General features: G+C 46.0%; 19 protein-coding genes and 1 pseudogene. 11 read left to right on the forward strand and 9 right to left on the reverse strand.

Annotation, left to right across the window (positions count from 1 at the left end; translation table 11 throughout):
* Positions 1–6 precede the first annotated feature (6 nt).
* Complete coding sequence (locus AC3WTF_RS09720; protein ID WP_032868011.1) at positions 7–2376, reverse strand: 3-hydroxyacyl-CoA dehydrogenase/enoyl-CoA hydratase family protein; 2370 nt, start codon at positions 2374–2376, stop codon at positions 7–9.
* Between the two features lie 190 nt (positions 2377–2566).
* On the opposite strand from AC3WTF_RS09720, the gene AC3WTF_RS09725 reads away from it, so the two are divergent.
* Positions 2567–2707: a YuzL family protein gene (locus AC3WTF_RS09725; protein ID WP_003151836.1), complete on the forward strand. Its 141-nt coding sequence runs from the start codon at positions 2567–2569 to the stop codon at positions 2705–2707.
* A 29-nt stretch (positions 2708–2736) separates the two neighbouring features.
* On the opposite strand, the gene AC3WTF_RS09730 is transcribed toward AC3WTF_RS09725, so the two are convergent.
* A complete protein-coding gene (locus tag AC3WTF_RS09730; RefSeq protein ID WP_047936116.1) occupies positions 2737–3645 on the reverse strand; it encodes a proline dehydrogenase family protein in 909 nt (302 codons plus the stop codon).
* Between the two features lie 89 nt (positions 3646–3734).
* Between AC3WTF_RS09730 and AC3WTF_RS09735 the strand changes: the two genes are divergently transcribed.
* From AC3WTF_RS09735 to AC3WTF_RS09750, 4 genes are all read left to right on the forward strand, one after another.
* Complete coding sequence (locus AC3WTF_RS09735) at positions 3735–3992, forward strand: hypothetical protein (RefSeq protein ID WP_047936428.1); 258 nt, start codon at positions 3735–3737, stop codon at positions 3990–3992.
* 11 nt (positions 3993–4003) lie between these two features.
* The gene (locus AC3WTF_RS09740; RefSeq protein ID WP_003151830.1) at positions 4004–4336 is read left to right on the forward strand and encodes a spore coat protein; all 333 of its coding nucleotides are present in this window, start codon (positions 4004–4006) and stop codon (positions 4334–4336) included.
* A gap of 138 nt (positions 4337–4474) precedes the next feature.
* Complete coding sequence (locus AC3WTF_RS09745; RefSeq protein WP_015418172.1) at positions 4475–4936, forward strand: MarR family winged helix-turn-helix transcriptional regulator; 462 nt, start codon at positions 4475–4477, stop codon at positions 4934–4936.
* Between the two features lie 20 nt (positions 4937–4956).
* The gene (locus AC3WTF_RS09750) at positions 4957–6552 is read left to right on the forward strand and encodes an MDR family MFS transporter (protein ID WP_007410079.1); all 1596 of its coding nucleotides are present in this window, start codon (positions 4957–4959) and stop codon (positions 6550–6552) included.
* A 114-nt stretch (positions 6553–6666) separates the two neighbouring features.
* Here the strand turns inward: AC3WTF_RS09750 and AC3WTF_RS09755 are convergent, their stop codons facing one another.
* Positions 6667–7554, reverse strand: a complete 888-nt coding sequence (locus AC3WTF_RS09755) for a LysR family transcriptional regulator (protein ID WP_007410078.1) — start codon at positions 7552–7554, stop codon at positions 6667–6669.
* Between the two features lie 121 nt (positions 7555–7675).
* On the opposite strand from AC3WTF_RS09755, the gene AC3WTF_RS09760 reads away from it, so the two are divergent.
* Both AC3WTF_RS09760 and AC3WTF_RS09765 read left to right on the forward strand, forming a co-directional pair.
* The gene (locus tag AC3WTF_RS09760) at positions 7676–8422 is read left to right on the forward strand and encodes an acetoacetate decarboxylase (protein WP_216448282.1); all 747 of its coding nucleotides are present in this window, start codon (positions 7676–7678) and stop codon (positions 8420–8422) included.
* Positions 8423–8434: 12 nt separating this feature from the next.
* A complete protein-coding gene (locus tag AC3WTF_RS09765; RefSeq protein WP_144463915.1) occupies positions 8435–9475 on the forward strand; it encodes a ketopantoate reductase family protein in 1041 nt (346 codons plus the stop codon).
* Positions 9476–9667: 192 nt separating this feature from the next.
* Here the strand turns inward: AC3WTF_RS09765 and AC3WTF_RS09770 are convergent.
* The 4 genes and pseudogenes from AC3WTF_RS09770 to AC3WTF_RS09785 form a co-directional block, all read right to left on the reverse strand.
* A pseudogene (locus tag AC3WTF_RS09770) lies at positions 9668–9935 on the reverse strand (YusU family protein).
* Between the two features lie 2 nt (positions 9936–9937).
* On the reverse strand, positions 9938–10762 hold the full coding sequence (locus tag AC3WTF_RS09775; protein WP_007410075.1) for an ABC transporter ATP-binding protein: 825 nt from the start codon (positions 10760–10762) through the stop codon (positions 9938–9940).
* 155 nt (positions 10763–10917) lie between these two features.
* Positions 10918–11355, reverse strand: a complete 438-nt coding sequence (locus AC3WTF_RS09780) for a YusW family protein (protein ID WP_032869725.1) — start codon at positions 11353–11355, stop codon at positions 10918–10920.
* A 118-nt stretch (positions 11356–11473) separates the two neighbouring features.
* A complete protein-coding gene (locus AC3WTF_RS09785) occupies positions 11474–13255 on the reverse strand; it encodes a M3 family oligoendopeptidase (protein WP_047936122.1) in 1782 nt (593 codons plus the stop codon).
* Positions 13256–13387: 132 nt separating this feature from the next.
* Between AC3WTF_RS09785 and AC3WTF_RS09790 the strand changes: the two genes are divergently transcribed.
* Together AC3WTF_RS09790 and AC3WTF_RS09795 are read left to right on the forward strand one after the other, a co-directional pair.
* A complete protein-coding gene (locus AC3WTF_RS09790; RefSeq protein WP_492314246.1) occupies positions 13388–14230 on the forward strand; it encodes an oxidoreductase in 843 nt (280 codons plus the stop codon).
* 89 nt (positions 14231–14319) lie between these two features.
* Positions 14320–14784 (forward strand): Dps family protein, encoded by a 465-nt coding sequence (locus tag AC3WTF_RS09795; RefSeq protein WP_007410071.1) that lies wholly within the window; start codon positions 14320–14322, stop codon positions 14782–14784.
* 46 nt (positions 14785–14830) lie between these two features.
* Here the strand turns inward: AC3WTF_RS09795 and AC3WTF_RS09800 are convergent, their stop codons facing one another.
* The gene (locus AC3WTF_RS09800) at positions 14831–16192 is read right to left on the reverse strand and encodes a S1C family serine protease (protein ID WP_007410070.1); all 1362 of its coding nucleotides are present in this window, start codon (positions 16190–16192) and stop codon (positions 14831–14833) included.
* Positions 16193–16468: 276 nt separating this feature from the next.
* Here AC3WTF_RS09800 and cssR point away from each other — a divergent pair, with 276 nt between their 5' ends.
* Positions 16469–17146: a two-component system response regulator CssR gene (gene cssR / locus AC3WTF_RS09805; protein WP_007410069.1), complete on the forward strand. Its 678-nt coding sequence runs from the start codon at positions 16469–16471 to the stop codon at positions 17144–17146.
* The gene (gene cssS / locus AC3WTF_RS09810) at positions 17143–18498 is read left to right on the forward strand and encodes a two-component system sensor histidine kinase CssS (RefSeq protein ID WP_047936124.1); all 1356 of its coding nucleotides are present in this window, start codon (positions 17143–17145) and stop codon (positions 18496–18498) included. The genes cssR and cssS overlap by 4 nt, the downstream gene beginning before the upstream one ends.
* A 28-nt stretch (positions 18499–18526) precedes the next feature.
* Here cssS and spxO read toward each other — a convergent pair whose 3' ends face one another.
* Positions 18527–18691 (reverse strand): anti-adapter protein SpxO, encoded by a 165-nt coding sequence (gene spxO / locus AC3WTF_RS09815; protein WP_003151811.1) that lies wholly within the window; start codon positions 18689–18691, stop codon positions 18527–18529.
* Between the last annotated feature and the right edge of the window lie 94 nt (positions 18692–18785).

Genomic DNA, 18785 nt, shown 5'->3' on the forward strand with positions numbered 1-18785 from the left:
ACCCTCCTAGTTCCGTAAAGGTTTGCCTTTGACGAGCATATGCTGCATTCTCGCTTGAGATTTCGCCTCGCCAGCGAGGCTTAAAAAGGCTTCTCTTTCAATCTCGAGTAAATATTCTTCTGAAACCTCCGTGCCGAACGGGACTCTTCCGCCGGCAATGACATGGGCCAGCTTCTTCGCAATCTTCATATCGTGATCGGATAAATAACCCGACCGTCTCATTTGGTCTGCTCCGAGCAGTAATGCCGCACATCCGGTTTCCCCGGTGACTTTCACTTTTTTGCGGGCAGGCGGGCGGTATCCGCTGTCATATAAGGAAGCAGCCAGCTGTTTCGCATCGTGCAGCAGGTGATCCTGATTCATGCTGACACGGTCAGCCGCGGACAAAATCTGCATATCACGGGCTTCGTGTGCCGAACCGGACACTTTGGCAAGCGCGATTGTTTCGAAGGTTTTAATCGCTGCGTCCATCAGTTCACTTCCGCCGTCCAAATAATTCATGTACAGCTCTTTGTTTCCTCCGCCGCCCGGAATAAGACCGACGCCGGTTTCAACGAGACCCATATACGATTCGCTCGCCGCCTGAACGCGTGCCGCCGGGAGACAGACTTCCGTGCCGCCGCCGAGTGTCATCCCAAATGGCGCCGCGACAACGGGTTTAGCGCTGTATTTGATGTTCAGCATCGTCTGCTGAAAACGGCGGATGACAAAATCGACTTCCATGAAGTTATCATCCTGAGCTTCCATCAAAATCATCGCAAGGTTTGCCCCCGCGCAGAAATGTCTGCCTTGGTTACCGATGACAAGACCTTTATAATTCCGCTCCGTTTCCTCAAGCGCATTGTCAATCATCTGAATAATGTCTAAGCCGATCGCGTTGCTTTTCGTATGAAATTCCAGCAGCGCGACATCATCGCCGAGATCAATCAGACTTGCGCCGCTGTTTTTACTGATAACGCCTTTTGTTTCTTTTAACGTTTGCAGGCTGATCCGTTTCGGATTTTCTTTCACAGCCCTGTATTGGCCGTCTGAATAGTAAAATGGTGTTCCGTTTTCCTTCATATAAAATGTTTCATGGCCCTGATCAAGCATTTCTTTCACCCAGCCGGGGAGTGCTGCGCCTTCTTCTTCGAGCCGCTCCGCTGATTTTCTGACGCCGATGGCATCCCACATCTCAAACGGGCCGAGCTCCCATCCGAAGCCCCATTTCATGGCGTCGTCAATCGCTTTGATATCATCAGCGATCTCACCTAAAAGCCTGGCTGAGTATAAGAGTGTTTGCGATGTAATATTCCAAAGCAGGCGTCCGGCGCGGTCACCAGAGTATATAAGCGCTTTCATTTTGCCTTTGGCACCCTTTGCCTGTTTGGCGGCTTCTAAAGCGGGTGTCTTCATTTTCGAGCGCTCACCGTATGTCATGGTCAGCGGATCGAGTTCATATATTGTTTTACCTTCTTTTTTGTAAAAACCTTGGCCTGATTTGCTGCCCAGCCAATTGTTTTTCAGCATGTCATTCATAAATTCAGGAAGCTTAAACATGTCTTTTTCAGCGCCGTCGGCTTTATCATACACATTTTTTGCCACATGGGCGAACGTATCAAGCCCCACAACGTCAAGGGTTCTGAAGGTCGCGCTTTTCGGTCTGCCGATCAAAGGCCCGGTCACCGTGTCCACCTCGCCGATGCGGCAGCCGGAAGAAAGCATTTCTCTTACCGTGACCAACAGGCCGTACGTACCGATGCGGTTGGCGATAAAGTTAGGCGTGTCTTTTGCGATGACGACCCCTTTCCCGAGCGTGTTTTCTGCAAATGAAGTCATAAACTCCAGCACGTCAGGATCTGTTTCCTGAATCGGAATGATTTCCAGAAGCTTTAAGTAGCGGGCCGGATTAAAGAAATGGGTTCCTAAGAAATGAGCTTTAAAATCGGCAGATCGGCCTTCCGCCATTTTTGTGACGGAGATACCGGACGTATTGCTCGACACGATGCTTCCCGGTTTCCGGTATTCATCAACGAGTGAGAAAATCTGTTTTTTTACGTCAAGATTTTCGACGACGACTTCAATAATCCAATCAGCATCCTTCAATTGAGCTGCGTCATCTTCCAAATTCCCCGCCGTTATATAGTCGAGATTGGCAGCCGAAGTCAGCGGCGCCGGTTTTTGCTTCAGCAGCTTTTGCATGGCCGATCGGCTCAGCCTGCTGCGGACCTCCGGGCTTTCTAATGTCAGCCCTTTTTTCATCTCATCCTTTGTCAGCTCGTTTGGCACAATATCAAGCAGCAGGACGGGAATTCCGATGTTAGCCAAGTGCGCGGCAATTCCGGACCCCATGACGCCTGATCCGAGAACGGCTGCTTTCTTTATAAACTTGTGCATGAGTCATCCCCCTTGAACTTTGAATGAATAGTCATTCATTTTTTCGGCAAAAAAAATGAAACCCTTTTCTTCTTACATCTTAAAAGATTTTCAGGATGACTTCAATAGCAAATATGGAATTTTTTTAAATTTTTCTGCTTCCGCATGTTCCGTGGCGCGGGCGGGAAACTTAAACCCGGAGGTGAAGGGAATGGTGCGAGGGAGAAAAGATCCGTCTTCTGCCGCAGTGAGCGCGGCCAGCATGAAAGGAAATGCGGGACCGAAGCAAAAATACGGCGGCGGCAAACGGACGAGCCAAAATCAGCAATATAAAAAAGACAACATGGAATAACATGCTGCGGCTGCTTTTTGGAGCAGCCGTTATTTTTTGAAGATCCCTTTCAGCACAAATGCCGCATTTGCCGGGCGCTCGGCAATTCTTCTCATCAGGTACCCGTACCAATCGGTTCCGTACGGGACATACACCCTCATCCTGTATCCTTCTTCGGCAAGCTCCTTCTGGCGCTCCGTTCTGATGCCGTACAGCATTTGGAATTCAAACTGCTCCCGGGGAATCTGATGTTCGCTGATGAGTGTTTTCGTATAAGAAATGATGTCATCATCATGTGTCGCCACCGCCGTTTCATGGCCGCTCAAAAGCTGCAGCTTAATCAGCTGCTGAAAATGAAGATCGGTTGCTTTTTTATCAGGGAATGCAACGGCCGCCGATTCTTTATAAGCGCCTTTTACAAGCCTGAGCCTCGGCTTGTATGGCATCAGACCGCTGATGTCTTCAGCTGCGCGGTACAAATAAGCCTGAATGACGGTGCCGAGCATCGGGAAATCCGGCTTGCACCGCTTATACAGCTCAAGTGTACGGCCGCATCTTGAATAGTCCTCCATATCAATCGTTACATGCACGCAGCGTTCTTTTGCCTCCGTCAATATGTCTCTGACATGCTGTTCCGCGAGCTTCTCGGAAATATCCAGACCGATGGATGTTAATTTCAGCGACAGCTCACAATCCAGTTGATTCTCGGCAATCGCCCTGATTGCTTTTTTACATTCTTCCGCCGTCCTTTTCGCATCCTTCTCTGAACCCGCATATTCACCTAGATAATCAATCGAAGCCGACAGCCCTTTTTGGTTCAGCCGCTTTACCGTTTTCACAGCTTCCGTGAGTGTTTCCCCTGCAACGAACCTTCCCGCACCGAAGCGGATTCCGTAAGCCTGGGCGAATTTTGTAAGCATTTTATTTTTCGACAAAAATAAACATATGCTCCGCAGCAAGGATGAACTCCCTCCTTTTTCTTTTATTCGTGTATGAAATCCCGATCGCAGAGAAAGCTAAAAAGAACAGAATTGAAGGAGGCGTTTATATGAACAATCAAGAGCAGCACGGAAACTTGCCGCCTGCCGTCATCTCAACGAAAGACCATTTGTATCTTGAGGACATGCTGAACTGGAATCTGCTTGCCATGAAAAAAGCGCATTTTATGGCGGAACACTGCCAGAATCAGACGTTAAAACAAGAGCTTAATCAGATCGGCCGGATGCATGAGAAGCATTATCAGCACATATTAGGCCGCTTGAACCCCGATCAAGGCGGACAGACAACAACAGGCTATATGCAATAGGAGGACAATACATGGAACAGCAAAACCAAAAAATCACGAATCCGCAAACGCCCGTGCCCAATACGGCGCAAATGAATGACAGAGACTTGGTGAATGAGCTGCTGACGACGGAAAAATACATCACGGCTTCATATTGCACAGCCCTGCACGAGTTCAGCCACGAGTCTCTTTATCAAGATATTCAGGCGATTTTCGATGAGTCACAAAAAGCGCAAAGAAGATTATACGATGTGATGTTTCAAAATGGCTGGTATTCCATTGAAGCAGCCGATACCCAAAAGCTTCAGCAATCGTATCAGAAGTTCCGGCAGACCATTCAGCAGCAGTCTCCCTACCAGCAGTAAAACGAAGAAGGATTTGATGTTTTCGCCAAGCATCAATCCTTTTTTTATTTTTGCACAAAAAGATTGACTTGTCATTAATCCTTATTTATATTTAACTAATGTTAATTATTTTCTCGAGGAACAAGATGAGGAGGAGTTATGAAAAACGCGGATCAATATGTGTCTGACATCCAGAAATCTCTTCAGACGCTGCTGCAAAACATACAGCCTGAAATGGTGGAAAGCATGGCAAAACACGAGGTGACGCCTGCCCAATTATTTGTTTTAGCCAGCCTGAAAAAACACGGGAGCTGCAAAGTTTCCGAAATTGCGGAACGCATGGAGGTAAAGCCGAGCGCAGTGACGCTGATGGCCGACCGCCTCGAACAAAAAGGACTTATCGTCCGCAAACATAACCAGCAGGACAGACGCGTCATCGACATCAGCCTCACCAAAAAAGGCGAAACAAAATTCGAAGATGTTGTGGAAGGACGGAAAGCGATACTGGCGCGAAACCTATCCGTTCTGACTGACGATGAACTGATTCAGTCCGTGAACATCATCCGCAAAGTAGCGGAAGCCGCCGAGAAATACGCGGCTGAGCAAAAAGAAAACGAATAGAAAAGAGGAGCTGCCGAAACATGAGCATTGAAAAGAAAGATCCAAAACGCACATTATTAATAACCGGCTTAATCATCGCCATGTTTTTCTCAGCCCTTGACGGCACCATCGTAGGAACGGCGATTCCTAAAATCGTGGGTGACCTCGGGGGATTAAGCATGATGACGTGGCTGACCACGGCATATCTTTTAACTTCGACGACGATCGTTCCGATTGCGGGGAAACTTGCAGATTTATTGGGGCGCCGCGTCGTCTATGTATCAGGTTTATTGATTTTTATGGGAGCTTCCGCACTGTGCGGAATGGCCAGCAACATGACGGAACTGATTATTTTCCGCGGACTTCAGGGAATCGGCGGCGGTGTCATGATGCCGATGGCTATGATCGTCATCGGGGATTTGTTCACAGGGAAACAGCGTGCCAAGTTCCAAGGGCTTTTCGGAGCGATTTACGGGCTTGCTTCCGTGATCGGCCCGCAAATCGGGGGCTGGATTGTTGACTCATTAAATTGGAAATGGGTTTTCTACATCAACCTGCCTGTCGGAATTTTAGCCGTGATCTTTATCGCAAGAGGACTTCAAGGCAGAAAACAGACCGGGCCGATTAACTTTGACATCGCCGGCATTTTCACAATGATCGTCGGAATCGTCAGCCTCCTCCTCGCGCTCAGCTTCGGAGGAAAGGATTACGCATGGGGCTCTTGGCAGATTCTCGGTCTCTTTGCGCTTGCACTTGCCGGGATTGTCGGATTCATTTTCGCTGAAATCAAAGCAAAAGAACCGATTCTGCCGATGTACCTGTTTAAAAACAGAACGTTTACCGTACTGAATCTGATCGGCTTTTTCATGAGTATCGGCATGTTCGGCGCCGTTACGTTCGTTCCTTTCTTTATGCAGGGAATTATCGGAGTCAGCGCCACCGCGTCCGGCACGATTATGACGCCGATGATGGTATCTATGATTATCACAAGTATTATCGGAGGCCAGTTGGTTTATAAGATCGGTATTAAACCGCAAATCATGATCGGCATGCTGATCATGGCCGTCGGCTTCTTCTTATTAACGACTTTGCAGCTGGATACAAGCAAGCTCGCGGCTACATGCTATATGGCCGTGATCGGTCTGGGAATGGGGCTCGTCATGCCGCTTCTCACACTCGCTCTGCAAGAAACGTTTTCAAAAGAAGAGCTGGGTGTTGTGACCTCTTCAAGCCAATTTTTCCGGATGATCGGGGGAACGTTCGGCATTACGGTGCTCGGCGCTGTCATGAATGCCAGATCAGGAAGCCTTTTAACCGACAGACTGGTGCCTTACTTAGACTCACTCCCGAAACAGGCAAGTGCCTTTGCCGCCCAGTTTAAAGGTATGATTGACAAGAATCCTGAAGGGCTGCTTCAATCCCTGTTCAGCCAGGAATCGATTAAGCAGATTCCCGCCGCATTTTCTTCCCATATCGTGCCGGTTTTGAAAACGTCACTGATGGATTCGCTTCACAGCGTGTTTTTCACAGGCCTGGCCTTTATCGCTGCCGGATTGATCCTCACGCTGTTTGTTAAATCAATTAAACTGACAAACAAAAAGACAGGCAAACAAGAAGAAAAGGCGAAAGCCGTTTAACAAAGAAAAATCCCGCGGATGCCGCGGGATTTTTTTATATCATCTGGGAATGACCAGTCTTCCGCCTCATTGGAAATGGGGGGTGAAAATTCAAAAAAATAGTGATGGAATTCTTTAATAAACCTTAAACATTTCATAGTTATCTTTATAGTACGACATAATAAAGTCACGAAAATTTCTTACCGAAGAAGATAATAGCTTATGTCTCATCCAAGATAAGCCGACTGGATATGAAGCAGAGTGATCAGTCACTTTTATAAAATTCAGCCCCAATGTTCTGCAAACTGAAATAGGAAGCAACGCCACACCTTGATCCAGCTTTATAATCTCGACCAGTAAATGAGAATCTGCCTCAAATGCAATATTTGGGGTGAAACCAGCTTTCTCACAAAGCGAAGCTGTGAAACCTCTATACTCTTCATTATTAGCAAGGGTAATAAATGGTTCATCGGCGACAAGGCGTAAAGAAATTTCAGTTTTACCCGTAAATCGGTGGTTTGAGGGCAAAGCCAGAACGATATCTTCATTTACCAGCACACAACTCTCTATCTCTTCATCTTGAATCGGATGACCTGTTATTCCTAAATCAATGTCCCCTTTTTTTAAACTTGTTATGATCTCGCTTTTAACTCCGATTGCTTGGAGAATTTTTGATTGAGGGGAGCGGTTGATATATTCACTCATCAGTCCTGCAAGGAATCTTGGATTGGAAATAGATATTCTGATGGTGTCAGAAATTTGATGTTCCTCCAATTGAATTTCCGTTTGTGCATTTTCAATCTCAGTAAAAATCCTGTTTACATGTTTTAAAAGAATTTTCCCTGCTGAACTCAGCTTAATATTTCTGCCTTTTCTCTCAAACAAGGTTGTTCCCAGTTCATTCTCAAGTCTTTTTATAGTGAGACTTAAAGAAGGCTGGGCAATCTTTAATTGTTCTGCTGCTTTAGAAATATGTTCAGTATAGGCAACTGTCTGAAAGTATTTTAGCTGCAGCAATTCCATCTGTCTGCACCCCCCTCATTTATTTCAATAAATATATATATACCTTATTATGTATTGGATTAAATGTAAATGCGAATGTAAGATAATAGCATAGTTAAAGAAAAGGAAAGGGTGTCATTCAATGAAAATTGATGTGAAAGATATAGCAAAAAATTTAAGTACGCCACTAACAGCCCCTGCTTATCCTATCCCAAATTATCAATTTGTTAACCGTGAATATTTAAATATTATTTACCGAACGGATGAAAAAGCTTTACGTGCGGCAGTGCCGGAACCTCTTGAAATTACTGAACCTTTAGTGAAATTCGAAGTCATGTGGATGCCCGATGTTTCCGGACTTGGTGCCTATACAGAGGCAGGACAAGTCATCCCTGTCAGCTTTAATGGTGAAGAAGGAGATTATGTACATTCTATGTATGTTGACAATTTCCCGGCTATTGCAAGCGGACGGGAACTTACTGCATATCCAAAGAAATTGGGTGCCCCTAAGCTGTATATAGACTCTGATACTCTTGTTGGCACATTGGATTATGGCAGTCTTCGTGTGGCAACTGCGACTATGGGATATAAACATTTCGAAATGGATAAGGAAAAAGCGAAAAGGGAAATTTGCCGACCTAATTTTATGGTTAAGATTGCCACTGATTACAATGGTGATTTAAGGGTTTGTGATTTGGTGCGGACGCAAATAACGAATATAGAAGTTAAAGGTGCCTGGACTGGACCGGCGCGGCTTCAATTATTTGAACATGCTCTGGCACCTCTTGCAGATTTGCCTGTATTAGAAGTCGTTTCAGCATCTCATATTATTACGGATCTAACCTTAAATGCAGCACAGCCGGTTTATAACTACTTAGAGGAAAAATAAGGAGCGTTGACAATGAGAATTGCAGTTTTAGGAGCAGGTTCTTTAGGAACCATAGTTGGAGCATATCTGTCTGCTGGCGGAATGGATGTCGAATTGATTGATTCGTACAAAGAACATGTAGATACTCTAAATCAAATTGGTGCTAAAGTAGTTGGTACAACGGCATTTCAGGCAAAGGTAAAAGCCATTACCCCTGAAAACAAGTCAGGCAAGTATGATTTCATATTACTTCTGACGAAACAATTATATAATGACTCCATTCTTAAAGAGTTGCTGCCTTTTTTAAAGGATGACAGTGTAGTATGTTCCTTGCAAAACGGTATACCTGAACAGAAAGTTGCTTCGATCGTTGGTGATGAACGTGTTATTGCAGGTTCTGTTGAATTTGGTGCTACGTTTATTGAGCCGGGCGTATCCAGACTTACAACTGAGTATACTCAATTTAAAGAGTACGCTTTTCAAATTGGAGAATTACATGGTGAAACAACAGAAAGAATCCAGCGTATTAAATCGGTTTTAGACCTTATCGGCGGAACACATATTTCCGATAATTTAGTTGGAACGAAGTGGTCAAAATTACTTATCAATAATGCATTCAGTGGTTTATCGGCAGCATTAAACGGAGAATACGGAGACATTCTTGACCATGAAATCGGCATTGTTAGTGCAGTCCATATCGCAGATGAGACGATTAAGGTTGGACACGCCAATGGGGTCAAATTTGCGAAAATGGGCGGCCTTGATTTAGAATCTTTGGAATTAAGAAGTGAAAATGATATTCCTGAACGTATCCAAACTTTTAGGTCAGCCATGGCACCATCTAGGCTGCTAAGAGCAAGTATGCTCCAGGATCTTGAGAAAAAACGCAAAACTGAAATTGATTATATTAATGGAGTTATTCCCAAAATGGCAGAAGGTACGGGCATTTCAACACCTTTTCATGATTTGGTTGTAGCACAAGTCAAATGTGCCGAGGAATCTCAAACAGTGCCCAATTTTGATACAAATATAAAAGCATTTGAAGAGTTATTACGTATCCGAAAGGAAATGTGATATATAGGAAAGAGAGAAAGGGATTGCTGCGGCGGTCCTTTTTTCTTGGTTCAGCAAGCGGAAGAAATATACGTAAACAAACGGGTGCATTAGTTACATTAATGTTCTTCGCTATGAATTGAACGGCGCCTTTATTGATTCCTTTTCAGCAAAAAAAGCTTTCGGCACCTCTCTTTGATGCCGAAAGCTTTTTTATTGTTTTTTTCTGTGTGCTTCATTGAGCTGTTTAATATGCTGTATCGCAGCTTTGATGCCCTCTTTGGCGTCCGGGTAGGATTGATTCCAATGTTTGACGAGCGGAGGCATGCTTTTTGCGATATGTGTATACAAAATCCACTGCCTGACTTCTTCCTTTACATCCGGGTTTGTTTCGCCAAGCAATAGTTCCGTGTATTTCTCAAGCAGGCCGTCCAGCTGCTGCTGCAGTTTCTCTTCCATACCGTTCCCTTCCCTTTTTCATGATTATGACAATCGGGCGGTGAGGGCCGCTTCCTGCACGATACATCTGCCGCGTCCGTGCGGAATGCAAAGCGGCGTGCCGAACAGCGGGTCTTGCGTTACCTGGCAGTTCATCGCAAAGACCTGCTGTACAAGCTCGCAAGTGATGACTTCTTCGGGACGGCCCTCTGCGTAAATCTGTTTATCCTTAATGGCGACCAGATAATGGGCATAACGGCATGCCAGATTGAGGTCGTGCAGCACCATGACGATTGTGCGTTTTTCTTTTTCATTTAATTCAAACAGCAAATCAAGAATTTCAATTTGATGCGTCATGTCGAGATAGGTTGTCGGCTCGTCAAGCAGAATGATATCCGTATCCTGAGCGAGTGTCATCGCAATCCATGCGCGCTGGCGCTGTCCGCCTGACAAGGAATCCACCGGACGGTCGGCCATTTCCTCAAGCTTCGTCGCTTTAAGCGCTTTTGCCACTGCGTCTTCGTCCTCTTTGGACCATTGCTTCAGCCAGCTTTGATAAGGGTATCTTCCCTGCTTCACAAGCTGATGCACCGTCAGGCCTTCGGGAGCTGACGGACTCTGCGGCAAAATAGCGAGCTCTCTTGCCACTTCCTTCGTCGGAAGCTTAGCGATGGCTTTTCCTTCTAAAAGCACAGTACCGCCCCTCGGTTTCATCAGCCGGGCCAATGAACGTAAAAGCGTCGATTTTCCGCAGCCGTTGCTTCCGATCAATACAGTGATTTCGCCTTTTGGAATCGCGACATCCAATTCGTCAATGATAACAGTCTCTCCGTACCCTAAGCTCAGCGTCTCTGTAGAAATTGCACTCATACCGCTAACCGCTCCTTTTTTGAGTTTCCCAACACTATGTATATAAACAAATTGCCTAAACATTCAACGTGAGATCATGATTATATTGTAACAGAAATTAATGACTCTGAATATCATTATCAATTAGTTTTGGGCAAAAAAGCAGCGGACGGCGGTTATTTTTTTATTTCCGTCATTTCTCCATCATTCTTTTTCAGTTTCAGATAAAAATGGTCATAGCGGCTGTCCAAATTAAAAGCCGAGAGCACCTGCCGGACGACCTCACTTTCCTTCATCCGGCTGTTTACGGCAAGTTCTCCAAGGATCATCTTCATTTCATCAAGCGCTTCCTCGCCCTCTCTGTGAACCCCTGAGAGCTTGTCCCGGATGTCAGCCTTTTCATGACCGCCTTTTCTCTCATACAAACCTTCATAGCGGTTATGCTCTCCGGCTCCGTAGCTGACGCGAAGGGCAAAGCTGCTGTAAGGAACCGGCTTCGCGGATGACACGGGTGTGCTGTCTTGTTCCGCTTCCCGTTTTTCTTCATTCAATCGGCAGCCGGCAATCAGCATCAGCGTAAGACATAAAACGCCCGCCGTTCTGATCCATTTCATGCGATTCACTCCCATTCCATTCCGATCGTTTTTAGGTATTTCCAAGGGAGGCGGCTGTCATTCATTAAACAAAAAAGAACCGGAGCGGTAACACTCCGGCCGGTTCATCTCCAGATTATCATTCAGTCAGCTCTAAAAATTCCTGCACATCCTGTACGGCAAGGCGGACCGCGTCTTCCCAAAACGACCGTTCCGTCAGATCCGCTCCAAGGTGCTTCATCGCCAAATCCTCAACAGTCATCGAAGCCGTGTCACACAAAAGCGCGATATATTTTTCTTCAAAATCCGCTTTTTCCCGAAGAGCTCTTGCATATATTCCAAGCGAAAATAAATAACCGAACGTATACGGAAAGTTGTAAAACGGCACTCCCGTAATATGAAAATGCAGTTTTGACGCCCAGAAATGAGGGTGGTATTCCCCTAATGAATCGCAAAATGCTTCTTTCTGCGCCGCTTCCATCAGTTCATTCAGTTTCTCAGCCGGAACGACGCCCTGCTTGCGCTCTTCATAAAAACGCGTTTCAAATAAAAATCTCGCATGAATATTCATAAACATGGCTACGCTTCTTTGAATTTTATCTTCAAGCAAGAACACCTTTTCATCCTTTGTCTCCGCTTGTTTCAAAGCGGCGTCGGCGACGATCATTTCCGCAAAGGTCGAGGCTGTTTCAGCGACATTCATAGCGTAGGCTCTGTTCAGCTGCCGCACTTGAAGCATGGCCTCCTGATGGAACGCGTGACCGAGCTCATGCGCCAGCGTCGATACATTCGAAGCGCTTCCGGAAAACGTCATAAAAATCCGGGATTCTCCGCTGTCGGGAAAGCTGGTGCAGAAACCGCCGACCCGTTTGCCGCTGCGGTCTTCCGCTTCTATCCACCGATCACGGAACGCTTTTTCCGTAAATGCGGACAGCTTTTTGCCAAACGTCGAAAATTGGCTGACAATCAGATTGGCCGCTTCATCATATGTGTATTCTTTCGGAGCCTCGCCGATCGGCGCGTCCACATCATACCAGTTCAGCCGCTCAAGCCCTAAAAGAGACGCCTTTCGATTCAGGTATTCGGCAAAAGGCTTTTTATGATCGGTAATGACCTGCCACATGACATCCAGCGTTTCTATTTTCATCCGGTTGATCGCAAGCGGCTCTTCCAAAGCGCTTTTCCAGCCCCGCGCTTTATAGATTTCCGTGCGGAAGCCGGCCAGATGGTTCAGCGTGCTGCCGAAAAGCTCCTCTTCTCCTTTCCACGCTTCATTAAGCTCTTTGAACACTTGATGTCTGATGCGGCGGTCCGGGTGCGACATCATATTTTCCGCTTGGCCGACCGACAGCTCTTTATCCTCAAACGGAATCTTCATTCTGCCGACAGCCGCATTATACAGGTCGCCCCATGCGTGATAGCCGTCAACGGCCAGGCCTTCAATCAGCCTTTCTTCTGAAGCGCTGAGCTTCTCTTTGACCCGGTCTCTTCTTTCATTTAAAACATATGTGAGATCCTGAAGTTCCGGTTTTTGCAGCAGCTCCTCCCAGACCGGCTCGTCAATCCGGGCAAGTGTATCGTCAAGGGTGACCAGAGCGGATTTAAAATCACTGCTCAGCTGATTGATCCGCGCCCTCCATTCATTCGCTTTCTGATCATGAGTGTTCTGAGCCTGAAGACATCCGACGAACGCTCCCGCCTGCCTGATCATGATCGCTGACCGTTCAAACCTATCAATCAGATTGATCAGCTCCCGGCTTTCATCCGCATGCGTCGGAGCTGTAAACGCTTCAACCGCATGTTGAAAAGCGCTTAGATGATTTTTGAGCTCTTGTATGTATTGCTGAAACTCTTCCGACCGGCTCCCGCCCTCAAAAATGGAGTTTAAATCCCATGTTTCCTTCAATCCCTCTAATGCCATCTTTTCTTTACCCCTTTCTATCCGAAGCTGACTCCATTATAAAACAATTCTGACATATTTCCGAACGATTTCTCCTTCTTTCCGCGAGATGTTATACACTATGAGAAAAGAACAAACGGGGAGGATTATAAGATGAACAGAAAAATTGCCATTGTAACCGGCGCGACGAGCGGATTCGGGCTGCTGACAGCGCTGAAGCTCGCCCGGTCTTATCACGTCATCGCAACAGCCAGACAGCCGGAGAAAGCTGAAATACTGAAAGAGGCCGCCGCTCAAGCGGGTGCATCCGAACATGTTACGGTCGTTTCTTTAGATGTGACAAATGAGCAGTCGGTGTCTGACTTCGGGAACACCATCAGCGGTTTCGGACCGATTGACCTGCTCGTCAATAACGCCGGCACTGCGTACGGGGGGTTTATTGACGATGTGCTGATGGAACATTACAGACAGCAGTATGAATCAAATGTATTGGGTCTGATTCACGTCACAAAAACCGTGCTGCCTTATATGCGAAAACATAGCGGGGCGAAAATCTTCAATATCAGCAGTATCAGCGGACTGACCGGTTTCCCGGCTCTATCTCCGTATGTCTCTTCCAAATTCGCGGTTGAAGGGTTTACAGAGAGCCTGCGCCTCGAACTGCTGCCTTTAGGAATTGATGCCGCTTTAATAGAACCGGGCTCCTACAAAACGTCTATATGGGAGACATCTCTCTCCAATCATCTTACGGCACCCGGCAAAGATTCGCCTTATTACCGCTATTATCAGCAAATAGAAGCTTACTTCAAAGCCAACGCATCCAAAAGCGGCGATCCTGATGACGTAGCGGAGCTGATTTATCAATTGGCACAAAGGAAACGGCTGAAGAAACTGCGGTATCCGATCGGCAGGGGCGTTAAGCTGACATTGGCTTTCCGCTCACTCTTTCCGTGGTCCGCCTGGGAATCGATTATAAAGAAAAAGCTGTTCACTTAAACCTAAATTATAATTATTATAATTTAGTATTGATTTTTATTTAACATGTGATATAATTAAATTATCAGATCACAGGGAGGACGATGAATATGAATACACAAAACGCGAAAAAAACTGAAACTCTTGTTGAGAAATCAATGAACACACAATTATCAAACTGGTTTATCCTTTACTCTAAACTGCACCGCTTCCATTGGTATGTAAAAGGCCCTCATTTCTTTACGCTTCATGAAAAATTTGAAGAGCTGTATAACGAAGCGGCGGAAACGGCGGATGCCATCGCAGAGCGACTTCTGGCCATCGGCGGACAGCCTGCGGCGACTTTACACACTTACCTTGAACAAGCTTCCATTACGGATGAAGGTCAGGAAAAAACGGCTTCTGAAATGGTGGAATCACTGGTTCAAGACTATAAACAAATCAGCCGCGAATCAAAATTTGTCATCGGCATCGCCGAGGAACAAAATGACCCGTCAACTGCCGACCTGTTTGTCGGATTAGTTGAAGAAGCGGACAAGCATGTGTGGATGCTGTCAGCCTACTTGGGAGAATAACGAAAAAAGCTGAACCTCAGTTGCAGGTTCAGCTTTTTTTATGCGTTCAGCTTGCGCTTTCGGTTTGTTTCGTTAATGTGACGTTCAGCGTCTTTTTGCTTCCGTTTCTGAGAACTTGAACAGTCGTTTTATCGCCGATTTTCAGCTGGTTATATAAGATCTGTCTGATATCAGCGCTGCTGCCGACATCTTTGCCGTTCAATTGTACAATGACGTCATTTGATTTGATGCCCGCTTTCGCAGCCGGTGAGCCGGATTGCACTTCTTTTACGTAAACACCCTTAGACAGCTGGTCGCCGAACAGTCCGAGCGTGTTTTCCTGATAAGTTTCCGGCACTTGCGCCATGTCAATCATCTGCACACCTAAAAATGGGCGCTCGACTTTTCCTTTTGCAAGCAGCTGGTCGACTATCGGTTCTACATCATTGCTCGGAATGGCAAAGCCGAGTGACTCCACGCCGTTTTCACTGACTTTCATGCTGTTGATCCCGATAACTTGGCCGCTTGAGTTGATTAACGGGCCGCCGCTGTTTCCGGGGTTAATCGCCGCATCCGTCTGAATCACGTTCATTTCCACCGTGCCTTGGGATGTATCGGCGTCTACCGTTCTGTTCAGCCCGCTGATGACACCTTGTGTGACGGTGCCGGAAAACTGCTGGCCGAGCGGGTTGCCGATGGCAATCACTTTATCGGCAATGCGGAGCTTGGAGGAATCCCCGAAGCTGGCCGCTTTTTTGACATTGGACGAGCTGATTTCCAATACAGCCAAGTCACTGATGGCATCCTTTCCGACAAGCTTTGCCGTTTCGGTTTTCCCATTGTAAAGAGTGACCGACAGTTTGTTCGCACCTTCTACGACATGGTTGTTTGTAATGATGTACGCTTTTTCGCCGTCTTTTTTGAAGATGACGCCTGACCCCGTGCCGCTTTCCGTTTCAGAGCTTGAACCGCCGTCAAGTCCGAACTGGCTGCTTTGCGAAGCTTGGTAGTTGGACACTCCGACAATCGCGGGCTCCAAGTCTTCCACCATATCCGCTACGCTTGAGGTATTTTTCAAAGGCGTTGACGTAAAATTCGAAGACTGAACTTGTTTCGTATCAGAAACGGCTTCTGTCTTATGCTGCTCACCCGGCAGGTTCGGCACAATGCCAAGCACGAGGCCGCCGCCGATAATGCCGCCTAAAATCGGGCTCAGCCAAGCGGCTCTCCGTTTTTTTTCTTTTTTCACGGCAGCCGTTTTTTCAAATTCCGTACCGGCCGCCGTCTCGTTTTCCGCTTCTTTCGAGACGGGCCCTTCGAGCAGCTCGGGCTCCTGATGGCTGATCTGCTGCTGTTCATTTCTGTTTTGTTCCGTATGTGAAAGATCTGACTGATCGCGGCTTCTGCCGTCATCTCGATGATCGTTCATATTCACGCACACTCCTTCAGCATGTTTTCATTCTATCGATTACATATTCATCGCATGTACAAGTTCTATTGTCCCAATAATAAGGAGAAAAGCAAAGCTCCAAAACAAAATGTGTTTGAACATGTTATCTTCCCCGCTTTTTTTCTTCCTTTCTTCCCTTATACACATCATAAACAAACATTGTGGGATAAAAATGAAAAGAATATGTGAAATTATGAAAATGCGGCTTGAGTATGTTAAAACTAGTATAATGACGTTGAAAGGATGTGAAATGCCTTGTCATACACCATTTATCTAGTTGAAGATGAGGATAACCTGAATGAACTGCTCACAAAATATTTAGAGAATGAAGGCTGGAACATTACATCTTTCACAAAAGGCGAAGATGCCAGAAAGCAGATGCAGCCGTCTCCCCACTTGTGGATTCTTGACATCATGCTTCCGGATACGGACGGCTATACATTGATAAAAGAAATAAAAGAAAAAGATCCCGATGTGCCGGTTATTTTCATTTCCGCGCGGGATGCCGATATTGACAGAGTCCTCGGGTTAGAGCTTGGAAGCAATGATTATATCGCCAAGCCTTTTTTGCCGAGAGAACTTATTATACGGGTCCAGAAGCTGCTCGAGCTCGTGTATAAAGAACAGCCCGCCGCAAAGAAAACCGGCATCACCGTTTCTTCCTACAATGTGATCGAAGATGCCCGAGAGGTTTATGATGAAACCGGCAGCCTGGTCAATTTGACGTCTAAGGAATTTGATCTGCTGCTTTTATTTCTTCACCATAAAGGACACCCCTTTTCCAGGGAAGATATCCTGCTGAAAATATGGGGCCATGATTATTTCGGCACTGACCGGGTGGTCGATGATCTTGTGCGGAGGCTGCGGAAAAAAATGCCCGGGTTAAAGGTTGAAACCATTTACGGATTCGGCTACAGGATGATGACGTCATGAAAAATAAGCCGCTTGCTTTTCAAATATGGGTGGTCATCTCAGGCATCCTTTTAGCCATCTCGATTCTGCTTCTCGTGCTGTTCTCAAATACGCTGCGTAATTTTTTCACGGATGAAACGTATACGACCATTGAAAATGAACAGCATGTACTGACGGAGTACCGGCTGCCCGGATCGATCGAGCGGGGATATTACAGCGAGGATGCGACCGCGCCGACGACTTTCCGATCCGTTCAGCACGTTCTTCTGCCGGAACGGGAGGAATCGGCCAGTGACAAAGACTTGAACTACTTTTCTTCTTCCTTTATCCATAAGGTGTACAAGCTCGCGGGCCGCCAGCACAGCGTCACGAAACGATACAGCGCGGACATCAGCGGTGAAAAAGTGTTTTTCGTCATTAAAAAAGGCCTCACCATTAACGGCCAGGATGCGATGATGCTGTCTTACGCCCTTGATTCTTATCGTGATGATCTGGCATTCACCCTGTTCAAGCAGCTGCTCTTTATCATTGCCGGCGTGATTTTGTTAAGCTGGATTCCGGCGATTTGGCTTGCCAAATATCTCTCGCGCCCGCTCGTTTCCTTAGAGAAGCATGTCAAACGGATTTCAAAACAGGATTGGGATGATCCGGTCATCGTCGACAGAAAAGACGAAATCGGAAAATTAGGCCATACCATTGAAGACATGCGGAGCAAGCTGGTGCAAAAGGATGAAACGGAAAGAACGCTCCTGCAAAATATCTCTCATGATTTAAAAACGCCTGTCATGGTGATAAGGGGCTATACTCAATCAATAAAGGACGGGATTTTTCCTAAGGGGGATCTGGAAACCACAATTGATGTCATTGAAGGCGAAGCAGAAAAACTTGAGAAGAAAATTAAGGATTTATTATATTTAACGAAGCTTGATTATTTAATGAAGCAGCGGGTGCACCATGAGACATTTGACATTGTGAAGGTCACGGAAGAAGTCATTGAACGGCTCAAATGGGCCCGGAAGGAATTATCGTGGACCGTTGATACAGAAGATGCATTAATGATGCCCGGTGATCCGGAACAATGGAGCAAACTTCTTGAAAACATTCTCGAAAATCAAATCCGCTATGCAGAAACGGCGATTCACATTCGGATCAGCCAAAATCAGCAGCAGATTGTCATGACGGTTAAAAATGACGGGCCTCCGATCGAGGATGAGATGCTATCCAGCTTGTACGAGCCTTTTAATAAAGGGAAGAAAGGCGAGTTCGGCATAGGACTCAGCATCGTAAAACGGATTTTAACCCTGCATAAAGCATCAATTTCAATTGAAAATGACCAATCGGGTGTAATCTACCAAATTATCATACCAAAGTAGACTGTAGTGTTTCATTGCAGTCTTTTTTTTATGTGAAGGAATAGCCGTTAAAATCTCTGTAGTTTGCTTTCAGCGGTTTTTGGCATTGATGAACCCATTTCTTTTCACAAATTGTCTTTTTCGGATATTTCACCTTTTCGACTTTAATTCCTCTGTTTCGCAAGCGGCTGATCATTTCATCTAATTCTTTCATTTTCAGATTCACCCTTTCGCCAGAACTTTGACCATTCGGTCAGCTCACTTTATAATATAAATAAAACAAAACAAAAAAACAAGTTACAATCAGG

It is taken from the genome of Bacillus sp. EB106-06-01-XG163 (genome assembly GCF_058791615.1).